This is a genomic window from Caldimonas hydrothermalis, from assembly GCF_056746695.1.
This window is the reverse complement of record NZ_JBWQXA010000007.1, coordinates 40,582-61,644: the sequence shown is the minus strand read 5'-3', so window position 1 is coordinate 61,644 and position 21,063 is coordinate 40,582. Positions and strand designations below refer to the sequence as shown.

The following is a 21,063-nucleotide window of genomic DNA, read 5'->3' as shown; positions in this document are numbered from 1 at the left end:
GTGACACTCCGATGAACACGCGCTACTCGATCATGTCGAAGCCCTGGGCCTCCACCTGCACGAAGGCGCGTGTCATCTCGGCCACGGCCCGGTAGACCCGGGCCCGGGGGTGTGCGGCCAGGGCGTCGCACAGAGCCTCGGCCCAGGGTTGCACATGGGTGCGGAAAAAGCGTCTTTGCTGTTCCAGGTTACACACCGCCGCATCCTCGCCGGCGATGAGATAACGCATCACCTCGAACACATAGGCCACGTGGTCCTCGGTCTCGCCGCGGGCCTCGTCGCGGGTCAGGCCCAAAGCCGCCAGGTCCTGCCGCAGCGCCACGAGCGGCTTTTCGTTGAGGAAGCCGGCCAGGTAGTACGAACCGTAGAGGAACACCTCGGGCTTGCCCACGCCCTGGAAGAGCGCGTCGTACTCGTCGGCCACCTCGGCCGGCGTGCTCTGGCGCAGCGCGGCCACCAGCGCCTCCCAGGGCTGCTGCAGGAAGGCGCCCTCGACCGGCGCCTCGGTCACGGCCACCGCAAACTGCCGCAGCAGCCTCTCGTCGGGAGCTGCCATGTACAGCCTGGACAGCACACCGTACATCTCGGCACGCGCCAGCTCCTCGGCGTCGTCAGGTGCCGCAAAGGCGATGGCCGTGGTGCTCATAGGTCGGTGATCCTCACTTCGTCGGACTGGCTGTACAGGTCGATCACACGGCAGTCGCCGCACATGCGCAGCCGCTCCAGCGCCGCCCCTTGGAAAGCGGCATGGCCGGCCAGCTTGCCGATCATCAATTCCACCGCCTTGAGCGTGCCGAAGGGCTTGCCGCAGCGCACGCAGCGATAGGGCTCGACCTCATGCAGCACCCGGGCCTGCTTGCGCGCCTTGCCCGCCTCGGCCAGCCACAAGCGCGGCTGCAGCGTGATGGCCCGCTCGGGGCAGGTGGTCTCGCACAAGCCGCACTGCACACAGTGCTTCTCGATGAAGCGGAGCTGGGGCCGCTCGGGGTTGTCGGCCAGGGCGCCCTCCGGGCAGGCCCCCACGCAGCTCAGGCACAGGGTGCACTTGTCGGTGTCCACCACCACGGTGCCGAACGGCGCGCCCGCCCGGGGCAGGGCGATCTCGTCCACCGGCTGCGGCGCCTGGGCCAGCAGGTGATCGAGGGCCAGGTCCAGCGTGACGCGCTTGTCGGCCTGGGTGGCAAAGCCCGCCGGCTGCCGCACCGTGCGGGCGGCCGGCACGCGCAGGGCCTGGTCCAGGGCCGCCAGGTCGCGCGCATCACGGGCCTCGATCAGCGCCACCGGCGTGCCGTCGAAGCCCAGGCCGTTGAGTATCGCGTTGGCCAGGGCCGCCTGCGCCGCCAGCGCCTCGCGGTATTCGGGCGCCTCCTCATCGGTCAGCAGCACCCAGACATGGGCCGCCCCGTAGGCGAAGGCGGCCAGCCACAGGTCCAGCCCCACGCTGGCGGTGTGCCACACCGCCACGGGCAGCACCCGGGCCGGCACGCCCCGGAGCGTCCCGTCCACCCGCGCGGCCCGGCCCAGGTCCTCCACCAGCCGGGCGCCCGCCCCCTCGCTGTGCAGCAGCAGGGCCGGGCTGCGGCCGCCGGCCTTCAGGTAAGTCGAGATCAGTGTGCGCAGCCGACGGCCCTGGTCCACCGTGTCGGGGTAGGCATAGGCCAGGGCCCCGCTGGGACACACCGTGGTGCAGGCCCCGCAGCCCACGCACAGGTGCGGCTCGACGAAGATGCCGCCTCCATCGTGAATCTCGGAGCGGATGGCGCGAGCCGAGCAGACCTCCACGCAGGCGTTGCAGCCCAGCTTCTCGTTGCGGCTGTGGGCGCACAGCTTGCGCTTGTACTGGAAGAACCTGGGCTTCTCGAACTCGCCCACCCGGTCCTTCAGCGTGAGCACGGCCTGCAGCACACGCGCCTCGTCGCGTCCTGCGTGCACATAGCCCTGCGGCGGCTGGTGCATCGCCAGGCGGGGAGTGTCCCCCAGGTCGAGCACGAGATCGAAGGTCTCTGAGACGGTCTGGGCCTCGCGCTGGAAGTCGATCGCCCCGGCCGCTTCGCACACGCGCACGCAGGCGCGGTGGGAACGGCAGCGGTCCAGGTCCACCTGATAGCTGAAGTCGATGGCCCCCTCCGGGCACACCTCGATGCAGGCGTTGCAGCGGGTGCACAGCTCCAGGTCGATGGGGTTGTCGCTGGTCCAGCTCGCCTCGAAGGCGCCCAGCCAGCCGCGCAACCCGACGAGCCGCCCGGCATGGACGGCCTGGGCGCGGCGCTGCGGCAGCGCCCCGCCACGCCCTTCCACCAGCACCGTCACCTCCAGCGCATCGGCCAGCAGCAAGGCCGCGCGCTGCGCCGCCTCGGCAGGGCCCACCACGAGGCAGCGCCCCGCACTGCGGTAGCTCACCGTGGGCACCGGGGCCGGGTCGGGCAACTGCGCCGCCGCGATCAGGGCGGCCAGCTTCGGAGTGGCCTGTGTCGCATCGCGGGACCATCCGGCCGTCTCGCGGATGTTGACAAAGCGGATCGGCCGTTCGGCCAGCGGCCGGGCGCCCTCGGTCGCTTCGTTCAGCTCCAGGAAGAGCCGGCTCTCCTGGGTGCAGGCCACGAGCAGCTCCTCGCCGCTGCGGGCCGCCCGCTGGAAGGCTCCGGCCTCGCGCCGGCACAGCACGGTGTGAGCCGACAGGTCGGCCTCAACGCCCGCCTGGCCCAGCGCCCGGTTCAGGGCCGCCTCGTCCAGGGGCATCGTGCGATTGCAACTGCAGATCAGGGTTTTCATCGTGGGCTGGCTCACGGCCCGCATCGACGGCGGGCTCCGACGTGGCCGGATCCGGACACTGTGTCACGTTGCCGCCGTCGGCGCCATTGGGCTTTGCCTCGGGCCTTTCCACTGGCGTGCGCTCCTCGCGCCACAGCCCCAGGGCCTGCGCCTGCACCATGCGGCGCAGCACCGCCTGCGGCACCGGGGTGAACTGGGTGTAGTCCTCGATGTAGACGTCCAGGCCGTCCATCCGGTTGAAGTGCGGGTCGCTGAAGAGTTTTTTCAGCGCCGCGTGCCGCACCGTCTGGTCGACGTCGGGGGCCATGAAGCGCGAGACGTCCGCGCCCGGGTCCAGCCGCTGCACGTCCTCCAGCGTGGGCGGTGGCGAGGCGGGTGCCGCGGCGGGATCGTCGGCAGGTGGAGGGACTTCGGCCGGCACGGCCGCTGGCGGCCCGGACGCCGCGGCATCGGGCAGCAGCGGCTGCACCGGCCCTGCGTCCGGCTGAGCCTGGCCGGCCTGGGCCTTGCGGCGCGACCAGCGGGCAAGGAAGCCTTCGTCAGCCATCGTGCGCTCCCGGGTCACGCCGGCCGGGCCCCAGGAAGGAAGCCGGGCGCTGGCGCTTCTTGGGTTCGGGCCGGTAATGCTCGTCGGTGTAGGCCTGCAGCCAGACCGCCACCTCGGCCTGCAGCGGCACGTTGTCCACCCGCTCCTGCGCATCGAGCCAGCGACCTGCCTCGTTGTACGACAGGCTCACCGCCGAGGGCCGGGCCCGGGTCCGGTCGTCGGCCTCGAGGCGCCACATCACGAACCACACAGGACGGCCCGAACTGAGGTTCAGGTGGTAGCCCTCGCCCTCGTCGCGGAACAGCTCGACCGCCAAGCCCGGGTACAGCCAGCGCGCACGCCGGCCATCGTCGATCAGCAGCCGCGGGGCCTGCCCGAAGCCGGGCTGCTGGGGCACGACCTCGACCACACGGAAGCGCCAGTCCTCCCAAGCGTTGGGTGCACGCTCCCGTTCCATCACCACGGCCACCTCCAGGCGACTGCGTTGCGGTGCGGACGGCGTCATGCACTCCCCCGCTCAGGTGGTCTTCGAGATCGATATCGTCGGAAACTTGGACGAGTAGTCCTTGGACTTCTCGGCGATTCTCACCGCGACCTTGCGCGCCACCTCCAGGTACAGGCGCGCGATCTCCCCGTCGGGCTCGCTCACCACCGTGGGACGGCCCGCATCGGCCTGCTCGCGGATCGACAGGTTCAGCGGCAAGGCGCCCAGGTAGTCCACGCCATACTGCTCGGCCATCCTGCGGCCGCCATCGGCCCCGAAGATGTGCTCGGTGTGGCCGCAGTTCGGGCACACATGCACGGCCATGTTCTCGACGATGCCCAGGATGGGCACACCCACCTTTTCGAACATCTTCAGGCCCTTGCGGGCATCGAGCAGCGCGATGTCCTGCGGCGTGGTGACGATCACCGCACCAGTCAGCGGCACACGCTGGCTGAGCGTGAGCTGGATGTCGCCCGTGCCTGGAGGCATGTCCACCAGCAGGTAGTCAAGCTCGCGCCAGTTGGTCTGGCGCAGCAGTTGCTCCAGCGCCTGGGTGGCCATCGGGCCGCGCCAGATCATCGGGTTGTCGGGCTCGATCAGGAAGCCGATGGAGATCACCTGGACGCCGTAGTTCTCCAGCGGCTCCATCGTCTGGCCGTCCAGGCTCTCGGGGCGCCCCTGGATGCCCATCATCGTCGGCTGGCTGGGGCCGTAGATGTCGGCATCCAGGATGCCCACGCTCGCCCCTTCGGCCGCCAGGGCCAAGGCCAGGTTGACGGTGGTGGTGCTCTTGCCCACGCCGCCCTTGCCCGAGGCCACCGCAATGATGTTCTTCACCTTGGGCAGAAGCTGCACGCCGCGCTGCACCGCGTGGGCGATGACCCGGGTGGTGATGTTGGCGCTGACGTTCTCGACACCCGGCACCGTGCGCGCCGCGGCGATGAGCTGCTTGCGCAGGGCCGGTGCCAGGCTGCGGGCGGGATAGCCCAATTCCACGTCGAAGCTCACGTCCCCGGCGTCGATCCGCAGGTTCTTCAAGGACTTGGTGCTGACGAAGTCACGCCCGGTGTGGGGGTCGACGACGGTCCTGAGGGCATCTTGCAGCGCTTGTTCGGTCGGGGCCATGGAAGGTCGGACGGTGAATGAGTGGGGTTTGATCCAGTCTAGCGCAGGGGCCGCCGGCCTGGCGGCAGCAGGGGCGCGCTGTTCGCCCCGGCGGCCTAGAATCCGGGGTTTTCCCCCAGTCGCGTTCGCACCCGCGGCGCCACGCCACGATGACACGCCAGATCTTCGTCACCACCGCCCTGCCCTACGCCAACGGCAAGTTCCACATCGGCCACATCATGGAGTACATCCAGGCCGACATCTGGGTGCGCTTCCAGCGCATGCAGGGCCACCAAGTGCACTTCGTCGGCGCCGACGATGCCCATGGCGCACCGATCATGATCGCCGCCGAGAAGGCCGGCAAGACGCCCCAGGCCTTCGTCGCCGAGATCGCCGCCGGCCGCAAGGAGTACCTCGAGGGCTTTCACATCAGCTTCGACCACTGGCACTCCACCGACAGCCCCGAGAACACCGAGCTGGCCCAGGACATCTACCGGGCGCTGCGCAGGAACGGCCTGATCTACACGCGCGAGATCGAGCAGTTCTACGACCCGGTGAAGAACATGTTCCTGCCCGACCGCTACATCAAGGGCGAATGCCCCAAGTGCGGCGCGAAGGACCAGTACGGCGACTCCTGCGAGGTCTGCGGGGCGGTCTACACCCCCACCGAGCTGAAGAACCCCTACTCCACGCTCACCGGCGCCACGCCGGTGATGAAGACCAGCGAGCACCACTTCTTTCAGCTCTCCTCGCAACGCTGTATCGACTTCCTGCAGCAATGGACGCAGGACGGCAAGCTGCAAAGCGAGGTGGCCAACAAGATCAAGGAATGGTTCTCCACCGACGAGAACGGCCACGGCGGCCTGTCGGACTGGGACATCTCACGCGACGCCCCGTATTTCGGCATCGAGATCCCCGACGCGCCGGGCAAGTATTTCTATGTGTGGCTCGACGCGCCGGTGGGCTACCTCGCCTCGCTGAAGAGCTACTTCGACCGTGGGGGCCCCAGGGCCAAGTACGGCGAGACCCGCTCGTTCGAGGACTTCATCGCCGATCCGAAGGTGGAGCAGTACCACTTCATCGGCAAGGACATCACCTACTTCCACACCCTGTTCTGGCCGGCCATGCTGCACTTCAGCGGCCGCAAGACCCCCACCAACGTCTTCGTGCACGGCTTCATCACCGTCAGCGGCGAGAAGATGAGCAAGAGCCGTGGTACCGGCATCGACCCGCTGAAATACTTGTCGCTGGGCATGAACCCCGAGTGGCTGCGCTACTACATCGCCGCCAAGCTCAACGCGCGCGTCGAGGACGTGGACTTCAACCCCGAGGATTTCGTGGCGCGGGTCAACAGCGACCTGATCGGCAAGTACGTCAACATCGCCAGCCGTGCGGCAGGCTTCATTGCCAAGCGCTTCGGCGGACGGCTCACCACCGGAATCAGCGCCGACGGCCAGGCCCTGCTGCAGGCCCTGCGTGACGGCCGCAGCGGGCTGGCCCGCCTGTACGAGGACCGCGAGTTCGGCAAGGCCCTGCGCGAGATCATGCTGCTGGCCGACCGGGTCAATGAATACGTCGACCACAACAAGCCCTGGGAGTTGGCCAAGCAAGACGGCATGGACGAGCGCCTGCATGAGGTCTGCACCGTGTGCATCGAGGCCTTCCGCCTGCTCACCATCTACCTCAAGCCGGTGCTGCCGGCCCTGGCGGCGCAGGTCGAGAGCTTCCTGAAGGTCGAGCCGCTGCAATTCGCCGACGCCGATCGCGCGCTCGGCGCCCACACGATCGGCAGCTACCAGCACCTGATGCAGCGCGTCGACCCCAAGCTGCTCGACGCCCTGTTCGAGCCGCCCGTCGTCGAGGCGCCCAGCCCCGGCGGGGAGGCGATCGCCCCCACCATCGGCATCGAGGACTTCGCCAAGATCGACCTGCGCATCGCCAAGATCGTGGCCTGCGAACCCGTGGACGGCTCCGACAAGCTGCTGCGCCTCACGCTCGACGTGGGCGAAGGCCGCATGCGCAACGTTTTCAGCGGCATCAAGTCGGCCTACAAGCCGGAAGACCTCGTCGGCAAGCTCACTGTGATGGTGGCCAACCTGGCGCCGCGCAAGATGAAGTTCGGCGTGAGCGAAGGCATGGTGCTGGCCGCCTCGCATGCCGACGAGAAGGCCCAGCCCGGTCTCTACGTGCTGGAGCCCTGGCCGGGCGCCCAGCCCGGGATGCGCGTGAGGTGAACCCGGCGGGCCAGCGCTACTGTTCCAGCACATCCGCCCCGGGGGGCGGGGTGAAGCGGAAGCGCTCGGGCGCGAGGTTCACGTTGGCCTCGAACTGACGCATCGACAGCACCGAGACCTGGCCGAAGCTGTCGACGATCTCCAGCGCCGCCAGGTCCCTGCCCCTGAAGCCCACACGCACCGCCTGGAAGGAGCTGTCGCGCGCCTTGGGCACCGCCTCGGCCCATTGCAGGCCGTCGCGATCGGGCAGCGCCTTGAGGGTGAAATCCTTGTCGAGCGAGCCACCGGCCAGCAGCGCCGCCGGCGTGGCGCCCAGGGCGTCGCCCATCGCACGCACCGTGACCTGGTTCAGGTCGGGGTCGTGCAGCCAGACCTTCTGGCCGTCGGCCACGATGTGCTGCGCCATCGGCGGCGCGTAGTCGAAGCGGAAGCGGTTGGGCCGCACGAACTCGAAGCGGCCCTCGCTGCTGCGCTTGCGTGCGCCATCGGGGGAACTGACCGTCTGCGTGAAGGCGGCCCGGGCGCTTTTCACCTCCTGCACGAACTGGCGCAGGCTACCCACGGCATCGGCCCAGGCCGGGCCGGCCAATGCGGCGCCCAGCAGCGCCATGAGGATCGGTCGTTTCATTCGTCGCGGGCGGCCGGCACGAGGACGTCGCGGCTGCCATTGGTGGCCATGCTCGATACGACGCCCGAGCGCTCCATTTGTTCCAGCAGGCGGGCGGCGCGGTTGTATCCGATGCGTAAATGTCTTTGAACCAGAGAGATCGATGCCCGGCGGTGCTGGAGCACCACGGCCACCGCCTGGTCGTACATCGGGTCGGCTTCGCCGTCGGCCCCGCCAGCGGCCCCCGCCTCGCCGGCACCGCCTTCGCCGTCGAGCACCCCGCCTTCCAGGATGCCCTCGACATAGTTGGGCTCGCCTTGGCTCTTGAGGTACTCCACCACCCGATGCACCTCCTCATCACTGACGAAGGCCCCGTGCACACGCACCGGCAGTCCGGTGCCCGGCGCCAGGTAGAGCATGTCGCCCTGGCCCAGCAGGGCCTCGGCGCCCATCTGGTCGAGGATGGTGCGGCTGTCGATCTTGCTGCTGACCTGGAAGGCAATGCGCGTGGGGATGTTGGCCTTGATCAGGCCGGTGATCACGTCCACGCTGGGCCGCTGTGTGGCCAGGATGAGGTGGATGCCCGCCGCGCGGGCCTTCTGCGCCAGGCGGGCGATCAGCTCCTCGATCTTCTTGCCCACCACCATCATCAGGTCGGCCAGCTCGTCGATGACCACCACGATGTAGGGCATGCGCTCCAACGGCTCGGGCGCTTCCGGCGTGAGGCTGAAGGGATTGGGGATCTTCTCCCCGCGCTCGGCAGCGTCGGCGATTTTTTTGTTGTAGCCCGCCAGGTTGCGCACGCCCAGCTTGCTCATCACCTTGTAGCGGCGCTCCATCTCGCCCACACACCAGTTGAGCGCGTTGGCCGCCTGCTTCATGTCGGTCACCACCGGTGCCAGCAGGTGCGGGATGCCCTCGTACATGGCCATCTCCAGCATCTTCGGATCGATGAGGATGAGGCGCACATCGCGCGCCTCGGCCTTGTACAGCAGCGACAGGATCATCGCGTTGATGCCCACCGACTTGCCCGAACCGGTGGTGCCGGCCACCAGCAGGTGAGGCATCTTGGCCAGGTCGGCCACCACCGGGCCGCCGACGATGTCCTTGCCCAGGCCGAGCGTGAGCAGCGAGTGGGCATCGTTGTAAGCCTGCGAGCCCAGGATCTCGGCCAGTCGGATGCTCTGGCGGCGGGCATTGGGCAATTCGAGGGCCATCAGGTTCTTGCCCGGGATGGTCTCGACCACGCGGATGCTCACCAGGCTGAGCGAACGCGCCAAGTCCTTGGCCAGATTGACGATCTGCGCGCCTTTTACGCCCGTGGCCGGCTCGATCTCGTAGCGCGTGATCACCGGGCCGGGCGAGGCCACCACCACACGCACCTCGACGCCGAAGTCCTTCAACTTCTTTTCGATCAGGCGCGAGGTCATCTCCAGGGTTTCGGGTGTGACCGTCTCCTGCCGGCCGGTGTCGGCGTCGAGCAGATCCACCTGGGGCAGCCGGGTGTCGGCCAGTTCGTTGAACAGAGGCTTCTGGCGCTCCTTCACCACGCGGGCCGACTTCGGCAGTTCAGGCACTGCGGGTTCGATCAGGATCGGGGCATGCTCCACCAGGACCTGGCGCTCGACCTGCACATCGGCCTCGCGCTCGCGCATGGCGCGCTCGCCCAGGCGCTGGTCCTCCTTGCGTTCGCGGGCCTCCTCGCGCCGCAATCGCCAGCCGTCGATCCAGCCGCCCAGCCGCTCGGCCACCCGCAGCCAGGAAAAGCGCAAGGCCATCGAGAAGCCCGCCACCAGCAGCGCAATCCAGAACACCCCCGAGCCCACGAAACCCAGCAGCTTCACGCTCAAGGTCCCCAGGCCGTAGCCCAGGACACCGCCGGCATGGCCGGGCAGGTGCGGCTCCAGGGCATAGAGCCGTGTCCATTCCAGGCTCGCGCTGGCCGCCACCAGCAGGGCCAGCCCCCCCCAGAACACCCAGGCGGGTCCGGCCGGATCGGACGACGCCGCGGCCGGGACCTCGTGGCCGCCGCGCAGCCAGCGCGCCAGCGCCCCCAGCCAGCCGCGCAAGGCCACGAGCACCAGCCACCAGGCCGAAAAGCCAAAGAAGTAGTACAGCAGGTCCGAGACCCAGGCGCCCAGGACACCCGCCTTGTTGCGCAAGGGGCTGCCATCGCCCGAGGTGGACCAGGCCGCGTCGCCCGCCGAATGGGTGAGCAAGGCCAGCAGCAGCAAGGCCAGGCCCATGCCGCCCAGCAACACGCCCATCTGGGCGCGCCAGCGGGGTGCAGGGGGGGGCGGTGGGGGCGCGGCATGGCGCGCCCCGCGCTTGTAGGACGAGGACGCGGCCCGGGCCGGTGCCGCAGCGTCGTTTGGGGCGTCACCGCCCAGGGAACCGAGGGGAAAAGCCATGCGCGGATTGTGAATCAATCCAACGCCACCCCGAGAGCTCCCCGGGGTGCCGCAACGAGGGCTGACATTCGGCGGCTCGCGCCGGCACGCTCAGGCCGTGACCAGCGGCTCCTTGATGATGACCGAGCCATCGGGCTGGGTCTCGACGTAGTGGCGCTCCTCCAGGTCCTTCATCACGCGGCTGACCATCTCGCGCGAGGCGCCCACGATCTTGGCCAGGTCCTGGCGCGAGACCTTGTTGCGGATCAGCAGCGTGCCGCCGGTCTCCTCGGCCATGTCGAGCAGGGTGCGCGCCACGCGGCCGTAGACGTCCAGCAGGGCCAGCGACTCGATCTGTCGGTCGGCCGCGCGCAGCCGCGCCACCAGGCCGCGCATGATCGCGTAGGACAGGCTGGAGTTCTCCGGCAGGCAGCGCGCAAACTCGGCCCGGCCGAGCACCAGCACGTCGGTCTGAACCTCGGCACGCACCGTGGCCGAATGCGGCTCGTTGTCGATCAGGCTCATCTCGCCCACGTAATCACCCGGGTGGAGCATGGCCAGGATGACCTCGCGGCCGCGTGAGTCGGCCGTGAGCACACGGGCCCGACCGGTGAGCAAGATGAACAGCGCATTCGACTTGCGCCCTTGCTCCACGATGATCTCGCCACGACGGAAACGCCGTTTGACGACCCCCTCGGCGACCTGCTCCGCCTGCGCATGCGTGAGCATCGAAAACAAAGGGACACGACGAATCAGATCGAGGTTGGACAGCATTGCCATGGAGGGCCCCCTTGGTTCGTATCGGTCATCATCAGTCTGGATTGCCACGCCTCAAACCCCGACGGCACATCCGGACGAGCGCTTTCCTACAATGCCACCTTGCAGTGAAGCCAGCCGGCCCCACCTGGTACAGCAGCGGAGCGCCGGGATCAGCGTGAGTTATCGCACAACCGCGACTCTAACTGAAGCACTGACTTTCACCGAGAGCCGCGCCGGTGTAAGGCGCGCGAACACCGCCCAACCCTTCCACCCCGCAGAACCACCGTCATGAGCACCACCTCCAAGCATGCCCGGGTCCTGATTCTGGGCTCCGGCCCGGCCGGCTACACCGCCGCCATCTATGCGGCCCGCGCCAACCTCCAGCCTCTGCTGATCACCGGCTTGGCCCAGGGCGGCCAGCTCATGACCACCACCGACGTGGACAACTGGCCCGCCGACGTGAATGGCGTGCAAGGCCCCGACCTGATGCAACGCTTCCAGCAGCATGCCGAGCGCTTCAAGGCCGAGATCGTCTTCGATCACATCCAGGCGGTGGACCTGTCCCGGCGGCCGTTCGCGCTCACGGGCGACAGCGGCACCTACACCTGCGATGCGCTGATCATCGCCACCGGCGCCTCGGCCAAGTACCTGGGCCTGCCTTCGGAACAGGCCTTCATGGGTCGCGGCGTGAGCGGCTGCGCCACCTGCGACGGCTTCTTCTACCGCGAGCAGCCGGTGTGCGTGGTCGGCGGCGGCAACACCGCGGTCGAGGAGGCGCTGTACCTGTCGAACATCGCCAGCAAGGTGCATCTCATCCACCGCCGCGATAAGTTCCGCGCCGAAGCCATCCTGGTGGACAAGCTGATGGACAAGGTCGCCGCCGGCAAGATCGAACTGCATCTGTTCCACACGCTCGACGAGGTGCTGGGCGACGCCAGCGGCGTGACCGGCGTGCGTCTGAAGAGTGTGCAAGACGGCCGCACCAAGGACCTGGCCGTGCAGGGTTGCTTCATCGCGATCGGCCACCAACCCAACACCGACATCTTCAAGGGCCAGCTCGAGATGAAGGACGGCTACATCCTCACCCGCAGCGGCCTGGACGGCATGGCCACGATGACCAGCGTGCCGGGCGTGTTTGCCGCTGGCGACGTGCAAGACCATGTCTACCGTCAGGCCATCACCAGCGCCGGGACCGGCTGCATGGCCGCCCTGGACGCCCAGCGCTTCCTCGAGCAGCACCCGGGCTGAGCACCTACCCGCCGACCGGCCGGAAGGCTGGTCCCTTGGCGCTTTTGTGGCTATAATGATGGTCTTTGCCGAAATTGGCCTTGGTCAGCAATGCTGCTTTGTCGCTTGAAAGCGATGGAAGGGCGCTTGCGGGCGGCCTGCGAGGCATTCGCAGGCCGGCCAGGCCGTCGAAGGGCAATCACCAGGGAATTGTGCAGCCCCTGCTCTGGTTGCCGCGTCGTGAACCGAGATTGAAACGGAGAAGCGTCATGGCACGCGTCTGTCAAGTTACGGGCAAGGGCCCGATGGTGGGCAACAATGTGTCCCACGCCAACAACAAAACGAAGCGTCGCTTCCTGCCCAACCTGCAGTACCGCCGCTTCTGGCTCGAATCCGAGAACCGCTGGGTGCGCCTGCGCGTGAGCAATGCCGCGCTGCGCCTGATCGACAAGGTCGGCATCGACCAGGTGGTCGCCGACCTGCGCGCCAAGGGCGAGCTCTGATCCACCCGCCCCACTAAGGAGAACGAACCATGGCCACCAAAGGCGGACGCGAAAAGATCAAGCTGGAATCCACGGCCGGCACGGGTCACTTCTACACCACCACCAAGAACAAGAAGACCACGCCCGAAAAGCTGGAGTTCATCAAGTTCGACCCCAAGGCGCGCAAGCACGTCGCCTACAAGGAAACCAAGCTGAAGTAAACGCGAGGGCAGGCCGCATCATCAGGTCTGTCATCCCGGTTCACCGGCAAAAGAAAACCCGCCTGCGGTAACGCTGGCGGGTTTTTTCATGGCTCGCATCCGGCGACGCAATCACCACGTCACCCACAACGCGGCACCGTCGCGGCCCGGGCCCCGCGATTTGCGCAGAAAAAAGGCGCCCCGCCGGGCGCCTCTGGGTTGGGTCAGCGTCGGCCTGCGTCTCAGGCGCGGGCTGCCCGCAGCTTCAGCGCGAACTCCTGCAAAGCGGCCACGCCGCTGTCCTCGGCCTTCTTGCACCAGGCCTGCAGGTCGGCCACGAGCTGCTCGGCCGAGACATTGGTGCGCGTCCAAAGCTGGCGCAGTTCCTCGCGCATGGCCACCAGCTTGGCCAGCGCCGGCGACTGTGCGCAGGCCCTGGCAATGTGCTGCTTGAGTTCGCTGGGAATGCGGTCGTCGTCACGGTGCAGCCAGCGCTTGGCCAAGTGCAGCTCCTTCCAGCGCGCGGTGTTCTTCGCCCCGGCCTGCTTGAGCGCACGCAGCTCGTCGCGGCAGGCCCGACGCAGTTCGCGAGCGTATTTGGCCATGACCTCATAGCGGTTCGCAATGACGGCTTCCAGCGTCTTGGCGTCGGCCACCGGCTTGACTTCACCCAGCTTGAGCAGGGGCGGGGTCTTGCGCACTTTGGCCAGGCCCAGCATCTGCAGACCGCGGATGTAGACCCAGCCGATGTCGAATTCGTACGCCTTCACCGACAGCTTGGCCGAGGTCGGATAGGTGTGGTGGTTGTTGTGCAGTTCCTCGCCGCCGATGAGGATGCCCCAGGGCGAAATGTTGGTGGACGCATCGGGCGCTTCGAAGTTGCGGTAGCCCCACCAATGACCCAGACCGTTGATGATGCCGGCAGCCGTGACCGGGATCCACAGCATCTGCACGGCCCAGACCGTCAAACCGATCGCCCCGAACAGGGCCAAGTCGATGATGAGCATCAGACCGACTCCCTGCCAGGTGTAGCGGCTATAGAGGTGGCGCTCGATCCAATCGTCAGGCGTGTTGTGGCCATACTTGGCCAGCGTCTCCTGGTTCCTGGCCTCGGCCCGGTAGAGTTCGGAGCCTTCGCGCAGCACTTTGCCGATGCCATGTGTTTGCGGGCTGTGGGGGTCGTCCACGGTCTCGCACTTGGCGTGATGCTTGCGATGAATGGCCACCCACTCCTTGGTCACCATCCCGGTGGTGAGCCACAGCCAGAAGCGGAAGAAGTGCGACGCGATCGGATGCAGGTCCAAGGACCGGTGCGCCTGCGAGCGGTGCAGGAAGATCGTGACGGAGGCGATGGTGACGTGCGTGACCACCAGCGTGAAGGCCAGGATCTGCCACCAGGCAGCCTGCAACATTCCGTTGGCGAGCCAGTCCACCAGGCTCTCCCACACGACGAGAATTTCGGACATTGAACCGATCCTTTCAACAACAAAAACGACGAGCCGCCCCACCCTCGTGGCGCAGGCGTCCCGGGCAGGCCCGATTGTAGGGGCGGGCCGCCCGGCGCGGGGACGATGGACCCGCGCAAATGCACGGAATCCGGCCGTACCGCACACGGGCTTGATCCGTGTCAAGGGCCCCGGGGCTTGAAGTGGCTCCCGTTGGAGCGCCGCGACTCTAGCGCCGTTCCCACACGGCGGCAAAAAAGCCATCGGTGGCATGGCGGTGGGGCCATAGCCGCAGGCTATCACCTTGCACCAGGCTGGCGGCCTGCGGCACCTTGGCCTGGGCCAGGGCCTCGGCGGCACCAAGCCCCCGGAATTCGGGATGCGCCTCGGTGAAGGACTGTGCGACCTGCTCGTTCTCCTCGCGCAGGACGCTGCAAGTGGCGTAGACCAGCCGCCCGCCCGACTTGAGCAGGCGCGCCGCACTGTCGAGGATGGCCCGCTGCCGGGCCTGCAGTTCAGCCACGGCCTGCGGCGACTGCCGCCACTTCAAATCGGGGTTGCGGCGCAGCGTGCCCAGGCCGGAACAGGGCGCATCGACCAGTACACGATCCACCTTGCCAGCCAGTCGCTTGATACGTTCGTCGCGTTCGTGGGCGATCTGGGCCGGGTAGACGTTCGACAGGCCGCTGCGCGCCAGGCGGGGTTTGAGCTTTTCCAGTCGATGGCCCGAGACGTCGAAGGCGTACAGCCGCCCGGTGTTGCGCATCGCCGCGCCCAGGGCCAGGGTCTTGCCCCCGGCACCGGCGCAGAAGTCCACCACCATCTCGCCGCGCTTGGCGCCGGTGAGCAGCACGAGGAGCTGGCTGCCCTCGTCCTGCACCTCGACGTCGCCGCGGCTGAAGACCTCAAGCTTGTTCAGCGCCGGCTTGCCCTGCACCCGCAAGCCCCAGGGGGAGTACGGCGTGGGCACGGCCTGGATGCCGGCGGCCGCCAGCTCGGTCTGGACCGCCTCCACCTTCGCCTTGAGCACGTTGACACGCAGGTCCAGCGGGGCCGGCCGGGACAGACTGTCAACCAGGGGCCAGAACTCGTCGCCCAAGGCGTCCTTGAGCGCACCGGCCAGCCAGTCGGGCAGGTTGTGGCGCAGCTTCTCGGGCAGCGTCGCCGCCTGCACGGCCTGCACCTGGGCCAGCCAGGCCTGCTCGTTGGGGCCCGTCGCGGCGCGCAATATGGCCTCCCCGCCCTGCCAGGCCAGCAGCGCCAGGCGGCGCTCCAGGGCGCCATGGCCCGATTGGGCGAAGTGCTGGTAGTACAGCCGCCGCCTCAGCACGGCGTACGCGGTTTCCGCCAGGGCGTGCCGCTCGCGCGGCCCCAGTGTGCGGTGCTGGCGGAAGAAGGCGGACACCACCGCGTCGGCCGGCGCGTCCAGCTTCAGGATGGCGCGCAGGAGTTCGGTGGCGAGATCGACCAGGGCGTTCGGATGCATGGCGCGGGATTATCCCCGGCCACGGCAAGGCTTACAGCAGCAGTTGTGCCTCGCCGCCGCGGTGGGTGACGATCCCCTTGCGCAGCTCCAGGGCGCCTTCGACCATCCAGCGCACGGCACGCGGATAGATGATGTGCTCCCGGGCCAGCACCCGCGCGGCCAGACTGTCCTCGGTGTCGTCGGGCAGCACGGGCACGGCGGCCTGGACGATGATGGGGCCGTGGTCGAGTTCGGGGGTGACCAGGTGCACCGTGGCGCCGGCCAGCTTACAACCGGCCTCCAGGGCCCTGCGATGGGTGTGCAGCCCGGGGAAGGCCGGCAGCAGCGAGGGATGGATGTTCACCAGACGGCCCTGGTAGTGCTGAACGAAACGCGCCGTGAGGATGCGCATGAAGCCGGCCAGGGCCACCACGTCGGGCTGGTGGGTGTCGATCACGCGGGCCAGTTCGGCATCGAAGGCCTCGCGGCTGACGTGCTGGGTGTGGTCCACCACGGCAGTGGGGATGCCGCGGGCGGCGGCGAACTGCAGGCCCTTGGCGTGCGGGCGGTTGCTGATCACGGCGGCGATCCGGGCGCCCCATTGCTCGGCCTCGCAGGCCTGGACGATGGCTTCCATGTTCGAGCCCCGCCCCGAGATCAGGATCACGATGCGTTTCATGGGGCGGCAGTGTAGCCGTTGCCTTTCCCGGCCCGCGCAGGCCCGGGACGCCGCACCTACAATCTTGCGCTTGCACCGCGATGCCTTCGCGCCACCTTCTTCTTCGTGCAGCGTCTTCCATGACCCAACGCGTCCTCACCGGCATCACCACCACCGGCACCCCCCACCTGGGCAACTACGTCGGCGCGATCCGCCCGACCGTGCAGGCCAGCCTGGAGCCCGGCGTGGAGAGCTTCCTCTTCCTGGCCGACTACCACGCACTGATCAAGTGCGACGAGCCCGAGCGCATCGAGCGCTCACGCCTGGAGATCGCCGCGGCCTGGCTGGCCGCCGGGCTCGATCCGCAGCGCGTGACCTTCTACCGGCAGAGCGACATCCCCGAGACGCCCGAGCTCACCTGGCTGCTGACCTGCGTGACCGCCAAGGGCCTGATGAACCGGGCGCACGCCTACAAGGCCGCCACCGATGCCAACGAAGCCGCCGGCGAGGACCCGGATGCCAACGTCACGATGGGGCTGTTCAGCTACCCCATCCTGATGGCCGCCGACATCTTGCTGTTCAATGCCCACCGCGTGCCCGTGGGCCGCGACCAGGTGCAGCACATCGAGATGGCGCGCGACATCGCGCAGCGCTTCAATCACCTGTTCGGGCGTGGGCGCGAGTACTTCGTGCTGCCGCAGGCGCAGATCGACGATCATGTGGCCACGCTGCCCGGCCTGGACGGCCGCAAAATGTCCAAGAGCTACGACAACACCATCCCGCTGTTCGAAGGCGGAGCCAAGGGCCTGAAGGAGGCCATCGCCCGCATCGTGACCGACTCGCGCGCTCCCGGCGAACCGAAGGAGCCCGAGGGCTCGGCCCTGGTGATGATCCATGACGCCTTTGCCGATGCCGCCCAGCGCGAAGCCTTCCGGGCCGACCTGCGTGGCGGGCTGGGCTGGGGCGAAGCCAAGCAGCGGCTGCTGGCGCTGATCGAGGCGCACATCGGGCCGATGCGCGAGGCCTATGACCGCTACATGGCCCACCCCGAGCAGGTGGAAGAGATCCTGCAGGCCGGCGCACGCAAGGCCCGCGCGGTGGCCACGCCCTTCCTGAAGGAACTGCGCCATGCCGTGGGCCTGCGGCCGATGGTGGCCGTGCCGCGCGTGCCCGCCAAGGCAACGCCGGCCGCCAAGGCCGCAGCCCTGCCGGACTTCAAGCAGTATCGCGAGAACGGCCTGTTCTACTTCAAGCTCACCGCGCCCGACGGCCGCGTGCTGTTGCAAAGTACCGGACTGGCCGAAGGCCGTGAAGCAGGGGCTTGGGTCAAGCGCCTGCGGACCGAGGGGGCTGCGGCGCTGGACGAGGCCCCGGTGTCGCTGGGCGAAGGGGTGGAGCGCACGGCGGTCGAGGCGGCGCTGGCCGCCCTGATGGCGGCCCAGGAGTGACTCTCGACGGTGGCACCGTGGCCGGGATCCACATCACCGACATCGAGTCGGCCATCAACTGGTGGCGCCAGCAGCGGCCCTCGCCCGACGGCGTGACGGCCTGTGCCGAGGTGCGCGCGCTGGCCGAGGTGTATGCGCTGATGGTGTACTACCGCCACAGCGAGTGCGACGAGCACACCATGCCGCCGAAGGCCAAGGCCGCGTGGCTGGCCTGGTACGCCACCACGCCCGACACGCCGTGCATCGCGATCTGCTCGACCAGCCAGGGCGACGAGGTGTGCAAGGGCTGCGGGCGCGACTTCGCCGAGGTGCAGATGTGGCCCGAAATGAGCGCGGCCGAGAAGCGAGCCACCTGGCGGCGCATCACGCTGCAAGGCACGGCCTGGCGCTTCAACCGCTATGCCGAACGCACGAACGGGGATGCAGCCGTCAGCCCGGCGCCCCCTGCGGCAGCCGCAGGCTGAAACAACTCCCGCCGCCTTCGCGCGGCTCGCAGCGCACCTGCCCGTCGTGGCGCTGCGCGATCTGGCGCACCAGACTCAGTCCCAGGCCCACGCCGCCGGAATGCTCGGCATGCCCAGGCAGGCGGTAGAAGGCCTCGAAGATGCGCTCACGCTGATCCTCAGGCACGCCCGGCCCACGATCGCACACCTGCACCCGGGCCTGACCACCCTGGAGATCCACGCGCACCAGCGGCGGCTCGCTGCCGCCGTAGCGGTGGGCATTCTCCAGCAGGTTGCGCAGGGCGCGCCGCAGCAGGCGCTCGTCGCCCATGACGACGACGGGCTCACCTTCGACCTGGGCCTCCACGCGGGCCCCCTCTTCGGCGGCCAAGGCCAGCAGATCGACCGGCTCGCGGCGATCCAAGGCCTGGGTCGCGTCGAGCCGGCTGGCCAGCAGCACCTCTTCGACCAGCGCATCGAGTTCGCGGATGTTCGATTCGATCTCCTGCCGCAGTGCCAAGCGCGACTCGGCCGGGGCTGCCTCCAGCAATGAGACGGCCATTTTCAGCCGCGCCAGCGGAGAGCGCAGTTCGTGCGAAGCATTGGCCAACAAGGACTTGTGCGAACGCACCAGCGCCTCGATGCGCTCGGCTGCCCGGTTGAAGCTTGCCGCCACAGCGGCCACTTCGTCGCGGCCGCTGACGTGCACGCGTTGACTGAGCCGGCCTGCGCCGAAGGCTTCGACGCCTTGCTTGAGCGCTTCGAGCTGCCGCGTGAGTCGGCGCACCACCGGATAGGCGCCCAGCGAGACGGCCACGAACAGCAGCACCAGCGCGAGCACCAGACCCTGGGCGCCTTCGAACCAAACCCATGGGGGCGCCCCCGGCGGCGGCCCCGCTGGGGGCCAGGCCCGTACCTCGCCAGACTCGGTGATGACACGCACCTCGCGGCGCCAGAGGCCCTCGCGCGGCCCGGGCGGACGCGGCGGCCCCCGCAAGGCCCACAGCACACGCCCGTCGTTGAGCTCCATGCGCCAAAAGCGCCGGGGCCCTTCGTCCAGGGCCTCGCGGAAACTGGCCGACTCCGCAATGCGCTGGCCGTGCGCATCGTCCAAGGCCAGCGGCACGCGCAGACGTTCGGACCACTCTTGCAAGCCTTGGGCTTGCGCCTGGCGTGGCGCGCTGGCCGGCGGCAAGGCATGCGCGAACAATTCGCCCCAAGCCGCTTGTCGCTCCGAGGACAGCGCGCTGGCGCGTTGCGCCTGCTCGTGCTCGATGTTGCGCTTGAACAGCCAGCCTGCCACGAGCGCGAACAACAGCAGCACCGCCAAGACGGTGAGATAGATGCGCAGGTACAGGCTCTTCACGTCTCAAACACCGTCCGCGTCTTGCTTTTTGGCGAAGACATAGCCGGTGCCGCGCACCGTGAGGATGCGCCTGGGGTTCTTCGGGTCGTCCTCGATGGCCGCCCGGATGCGCGAAATGTGCACATCGATGGAGCGGTCGAAGGCCTCCAAGGCATGCCCCTTGAGCGCATCCATGATCTGGTCGCGCGAGAGCACGCGCCCCGGGTGCCGCGCCAGCACCGTGAGCATTTGAAACTGATAGCCCGTCAGCTCGCATTCGCGACCGTCCACGCGAGCCACGCGCGCGCCCAGGTCGATCTCCAGCCGGCCGAACCGCATCACATCGGCCTCGTCCTCGGAAGACCCGCTGCTTGCACGGCGCAAGACGGCACGCACGCGCGCCAGCAGCTCGCGTGGCTCGAAGGGCTTGGGAAGGTAGTCGTCGGCCCCGATTTCCAAGCCCACCACACGGTCCATGGGCTCGCCGCGCGCCGTCAGCATCAGCACTGGCAGCGCCCGGGTGCGCGGCTGCGCACGCAGCTCGCGGCACAGGTCCAAGCCGTCTCCATCGGGCAGCATCAGATCGAGGATGAGTGCATCGAATCCATGGTCTTTGACCACCAAGCACTTGCGCGCGGCGGCCAGCGTCGGCGCGGCCGTCACCTGATAGCCGGCCTGACGCAGGTAGTCGCCCACCATGCCGGTCAGGCGGGTGTCGTCGTCGATGAGCAGCAGGTGTGCAGACATCGGCATTTCCTCAGCGCACGTCATTGGCCGCACAGCATAGCGCCGGGCCGCGGCACGCAGCACGAGCAGCATCGCCAGGCGCTGCGTCCACCGGCCCGGTGCCGTCGGTCACCGAACCGGCGCCGGCGCAGCAGGCCGGTGCATCCCCTCGCGACGCTCATGCCTGCGCTCATGCCGGTGGTTCTGCAGGCGCTGCACGAGTTGGGTGCGCTGCTGTGGCGTCAGCACGGCGCTGATTTCCAGCAAGGCGCGGCTGATGCGACGGCTGCGTTCGTCCATCAAGGCGATATGTTGTTGCCGCATCGACTCCACGGCGGTTGCATCGACCTGGGGCTGCGTCCACACGCGCGCCGCCTGCTCCCTCAGCAGTCGCATCTTCTCACGCTGACCTTGAAGCTCCTGCGCTGCAGCGCGCGCGATGGCCCGGATCTGGTTTGTTTGCTCTTGATTGAGCTCCAAGTCCCGCGCCATCCGATCGACCATACGATCCACGTGCTGCGGATCGGCGCCCAACCGCAAGCCCATGCCGCCATAGAGCCCCCCTTCGTGCATGGCCGCTCGAAGCCCGCGTGGTTCGTCACGCCCGGCGTCGGGGGGCGCCGCAACGGCCGCCGAAGCGGCCACCAGCGCGACGGTAGCCACACCGACGGCGCCTGCTCGCCTGCACCACAGAGAAATCGAATCCATCATGCTCATGCGCTGACTC

At 68.4% G+C, this 21,063-nt stretch carries 20 protein-coding genes; 6 read left to right on the top strand and 14 right to left on the bottom strand.

What is annotated here, in order from left to right; translation table 11 throughout:
• Positions 1-22: 22 nt before the first annotated feature.
• The 5 genes from AC1ECW_RS10365 to apbC are packed head-to-tail and all read right to left on the bottom strand — an operon-like array spanning position 23 to position 4,928.
• On the bottom strand, positions 23-646 hold the full coding sequence (locus tag AC1ECW_RS10365; protein WP_409708947.1) for a TorD/DmsD family molecular chaperone: 624 nt from the start codon (positions 644-646) through the stop codon (positions 23-25).
• Positions 643-2,739: a 4Fe-4S binding protein gene (locus tag AC1ECW_RS10360; RefSeq protein WP_481201764.1), complete on the bottom strand. Its 2,097-nt coding sequence runs from the start codon at positions 2,737-2,739 to the stop codon at positions 643-645. The genes AC1ECW_RS10365 and AC1ECW_RS10360 overlap by 4 nt, the downstream gene beginning before the upstream one ends.
• On the bottom strand, positions 2,687-3,319 hold the full coding sequence (locus tag AC1ECW_RS10355) for a DUF3306 domain-containing protein (RefSeq protein ID WP_409708953.1): 633 nt from the start codon (positions 3,317-3,319) through the stop codon (positions 2,687-2,689). The genes AC1ECW_RS10360 and AC1ECW_RS10355 overlap by 53 nt, the downstream gene beginning before the upstream one ends.
• Positions 3,312-3,824, bottom strand: a complete 513-nt coding sequence (locus tag AC1ECW_RS10350) for a DUF3305 domain-containing protein (protein ID WP_481201763.1) — start codon at positions 3,822-3,824, stop codon at positions 3,312-3,314. The genes AC1ECW_RS10355 and AC1ECW_RS10350 overlap by 8 nt, the downstream gene beginning before the upstream one ends.
• Before the next feature lie 12 nt (positions 3,825-3,836).
• Complete coding sequence (gene apbC / locus AC1ECW_RS10345) at positions 3,837-4,928, bottom strand: iron-sulfur cluster carrier protein ApbC (RefSeq protein ID WP_409707342.1); 1,092 nt, start codon at positions 4,926-4,928, stop codon at positions 3,837-3,839.
• A gap of 149 nt (positions 4,929-5,077) precedes the next feature.
• Here apbC and metG point away from each other — a divergent pair, with 149 nt between their 5' ends.
• Complete coding sequence (gene metG, locus AC1ECW_RS10340; protein WP_409707344.1) at positions 5,078-7,141, top strand: methionine--tRNA ligase; 2,064 nt, start codon at positions 5,078-5,080, stop codon at positions 7,139-7,141.
• A 16-nt stretch (positions 7,142-7,157) separates the two neighbouring features.
• Here the strand turns inward: metG and lolA are convergent, their stop codons facing one another.
• From lolA to AC1ECW_RS10325, 3 genes are all read right to left on the bottom strand, one after another.
• A complete protein-coding gene (gene lolA, locus AC1ECW_RS10335; RefSeq protein ID WP_409707347.1) occupies positions 7,158-7,769 on the bottom strand; it encodes an outer membrane lipoprotein periplasmic chaperone LolA in 612 nt (203 codons plus the stop codon).
• Positions 7,766-10,015 carry a DNA translocase FtsK gene (locus AC1ECW_RS10330; protein ID WP_481201834.1) on the bottom strand — a complete coding sequence of 750 codons (2,250 nt, stop codon included), beginning with the start codon at positions 10,013-10,015 and terminating at the stop codon, positions 7,766-7,768. Before AC1ECW_RS10330 ends, lolA begins: the two co-directional genes overlap by 4 nt.
• Before the next feature lie 234 nt (positions 10,016-10,249).
• Positions 10,250-10,918 (bottom strand): Crp/Fnr family transcriptional regulator, encoded by a 669-nt coding sequence (locus AC1ECW_RS10325; RefSeq protein WP_409659018.1) that lies wholly within the window; start codon positions 10,916-10,918, stop codon positions 10,250-10,252.
• A 267-nt stretch (positions 10,919-11,185) separates the two neighbouring features.
• Between AC1ECW_RS10325 and trxB the strand changes: the two genes are divergently transcribed.
• The 3 genes from trxB to rpmG all read left to right on the top strand — a co-directional run bounded on the left by trxB (position 11,186) and on the right by rpmG (position 12,827).
• A complete protein-coding gene (trxB, locus tag AC1ECW_RS10320; protein ID WP_409707350.1) occupies positions 11,186-12,145 on the top strand; it encodes a thioredoxin-disulfide reductase in 960 nt (319 codons plus the stop codon).
• 248 nt (positions 12,146-12,393) lie between these two features.
• Complete coding sequence (gene rpmB, locus AC1ECW_RS10315) at positions 12,394-12,627, top strand: 50S ribosomal protein L28 (RefSeq protein ID WP_409659014.1); 234 nt, start codon at positions 12,394-12,396, stop codon at positions 12,625-12,627.
• Between the two features lie 29 nt (positions 12,628-12,656).
• Complete coding sequence (gene rpmG / locus AC1ECW_RS10310; protein WP_104303250.1) at positions 12,657-12,827, top strand: 50S ribosomal protein L33; 171 nt, start codon at positions 12,657-12,659, stop codon at positions 12,825-12,827.
• Positions 12,828-13,048: 221 nt separating this feature from the next.
• Here rpmG and AC1ECW_RS10305 read toward each other — a convergent pair whose 3' ends face one another.
• The 3 genes from AC1ECW_RS10305 to purN form a co-directional block, all read right to left on the bottom strand.
• Positions 13,049-14,272: a DesA family fatty acid desaturase gene (locus tag AC1ECW_RS10305; protein WP_409659011.1), complete on the bottom strand. Its 1,224-nt coding sequence runs from the start codon at positions 14,270-14,272 to the stop codon at positions 13,049-13,051.
• Positions 14,273-14,480: 208 nt separating this feature from the next.
• Positions 14,481-15,737, bottom strand: coding sequence for an RsmB/NOP family class I SAM-dependent RNA methyltransferase (locus AC1ECW_RS10300; RefSeq protein WP_481201762.1), 1,257 nt, complete (start codon positions 15,735-15,737; stop codon positions 14,481-14,483).
• A gap of 31 nt (positions 15,738-15,768) precedes the next feature.
• Complete coding sequence (purN, locus tag AC1ECW_RS10295; RefSeq protein WP_409710156.1) at positions 15,769-16,395, bottom strand: phosphoribosylglycinamide formyltransferase; 627 nt, start codon at positions 16,393-16,395, stop codon at positions 15,769-15,771.
• A gap of 119 nt (positions 16,396-16,514) precedes the next feature.
• Here purN and AC1ECW_RS10290 point away from each other — a divergent pair, with 119 nt between their 5' ends.
• Together AC1ECW_RS10290 and AC1ECW_RS10285 are read left to right on the top strand one after the other, a co-directional pair.
• Positions 16,515-17,822 (top strand): tryptophan--tRNA ligase, encoded by a 1,308-nt coding sequence (locus AC1ECW_RS10290; protein ID WP_481201761.1) that lies wholly within the window; start codon positions 16,515-16,517, stop codon positions 17,820-17,822.
• A 17-nt stretch (positions 17,823-17,839) separates the two neighbouring features.
• The gene (locus tag AC1ECW_RS10285; RefSeq protein WP_481201760.1) at positions 17,840-18,286 is read left to right on the top strand and encodes a DUF3717 domain-containing protein; all 447 of its coding nucleotides are present in this window, start codon (positions 17,840-17,842) and stop codon (positions 18,284-18,286) included.
• On the opposite strand, the gene AC1ECW_RS10280 is transcribed toward AC1ECW_RS10285, so the two are convergent.
• The 3 genes from AC1ECW_RS10280 to AC1ECW_RS10270 all read right to left on the bottom strand — a co-directional run bounded on the left by AC1ECW_RS10280 (position 18,252) and on the right by AC1ECW_RS10270 (position 21,053).
• A complete protein-coding gene (locus AC1ECW_RS10280; RefSeq protein WP_409710531.1) occupies positions 18,252-19,631 on the bottom strand; it encodes a sensor histidine kinase in 1,380 nt (459 codons plus the stop codon). The genes AC1ECW_RS10285 and AC1ECW_RS10280 overlap by 35 nt on opposite strands.
• Positions 19,632-19,634: 3 nt before the next feature.
• Positions 19,635-20,357, bottom strand: a complete 723-nt coding sequence (locus AC1ECW_RS10275) for a response regulator (protein ID WP_481201759.1) — start codon at positions 20,355-20,357, stop codon at positions 19,635-19,637.
• A 108-nt stretch (positions 20,358-20,465) separates the two neighbouring features.
• The gene (locus tag AC1ECW_RS10270; protein ID WP_409702986.1) at positions 20,466-21,053 is read right to left on the bottom strand and encodes a Spy/CpxP family protein refolding chaperone; all 588 of its coding nucleotides are present in this window, start codon (positions 21,051-21,053) and stop codon (positions 20,466-20,468) included.
• Positions 21,054-21,063 lie beyond the last annotated feature (10 nt).

Coding starts and splice junctions, on each gene's coding strand:
- AC1ECW_RS10305 (WP_409659011.1), bottom strand. CDS start 14,272: ATGTCCGAAATTCTCGTCGTGTGGGAGAGCCTGGTGGACTGGCTCGCC.
- trxB (WP_409707350.1), top strand. CDS start 11,186: ATGAGCACCACCTCCAAGCATGCCCGGGTCCTGATTCTGGGCTCCGGC.
- AC1ECW_RS10325 (WP_409659018.1), bottom strand. CDS start 10,918: ATGGCAATGCTGTCCAACCTCGATCTGATTCGTCGTGTCCCTTTGTTT.
- AC1ECW_RS10365 (WP_409708947.1), bottom strand. CDS start 646: ATGAGCACCACGGCCATCGCCTTTGCGGCACCTGACGACGCCGAGGAG.
- metG (WP_409707344.1), top strand. CDS start 5,078: ATGACACGCCAGATCTTCGTCACCACCGCCCTGCCCTACGCCAACGGC.
- AC1ECW_RS10275 (WP_481201759.1), bottom strand. CDS start 20,357: ATGTCTGCACACCTGCTGCTCATCGACGACGACACCCGCCTGACCGGC.
- AC1ECW_RS10300 (WP_481201762.1), bottom strand. CDS start 15,737: ATGCATCCGAACGCCCTGGTCGATCTCGCCACCGAACTCCTGCGCGCC.
- purN (WP_409710156.1), bottom strand. CDS start 16,395: ATGAAACGCATCGTGATCCTGATCTCGGGGCGGGGCTCGAACATGGAA.
- AC1ECW_RS10350 (WP_481201763.1), bottom strand. CDS start 3,824: ATGACGCCGTCCGCACCGCAACGCAGTCGCCTGGAGGTGGCCGTGGTG.
- AC1ECW_RS10290 (WP_481201761.1), top strand. CDS start 16,515: ATGACCCAACGCGTCCTCACCGGCATCACCACCACCGGCACCCCCCAC.
- rpmB (WP_409659014.1), top strand. CDS start 12,394: ATGGCACGCGTCTGTCAAGTTACGGGCAAGGGCCCGATGGTGGGCAAC.
- AC1ECW_RS10360 (WP_481201764.1), bottom strand. CDS start 2,739: ATGCCCCTGGACGAGGCGGCCCTGAACCGGGCGCTGGGCCAGGCGGGC.
- AC1ECW_RS10270 (WP_409702986.1), bottom strand. CDS start 21,053: ATGAGCATGATGGATTCGATTTCTCTGTGGTGCAGGCGAGCAGGCGCC.
- apbC (WP_409707342.1), bottom strand. CDS start 4,928: ATGGCCCCGACCGAACAAGCGCTGCAAGATGCCCTCAGGACCGTCGTC.
- AC1ECW_RS10355 (WP_409708953.1), bottom strand. CDS start 3,319: ATGGCTGACGAAGGCTTCCTTGCCCGCTGGTCGCGCCGCAAGGCCCAG.
- rpmG (WP_104303250.1), top strand. CDS start 12,657: ATGGCCACCAAAGGCGGACGCGAAAAGATCAAGCTGGAATCCACGGCC.
- lolA (WP_409707347.1), bottom strand. CDS start 7,769: ATGAAACGACCGATCCTCATGGCGCTGCTGGGCGCCGCATTGGCCGGC.
- AC1ECW_RS10330 (WP_481201834.1), bottom strand. CDS start 10,015: ATGGGCGTGTTGCTGGGCGGCATGGGCCTGGCCTTGCTGCTGCTGGCC.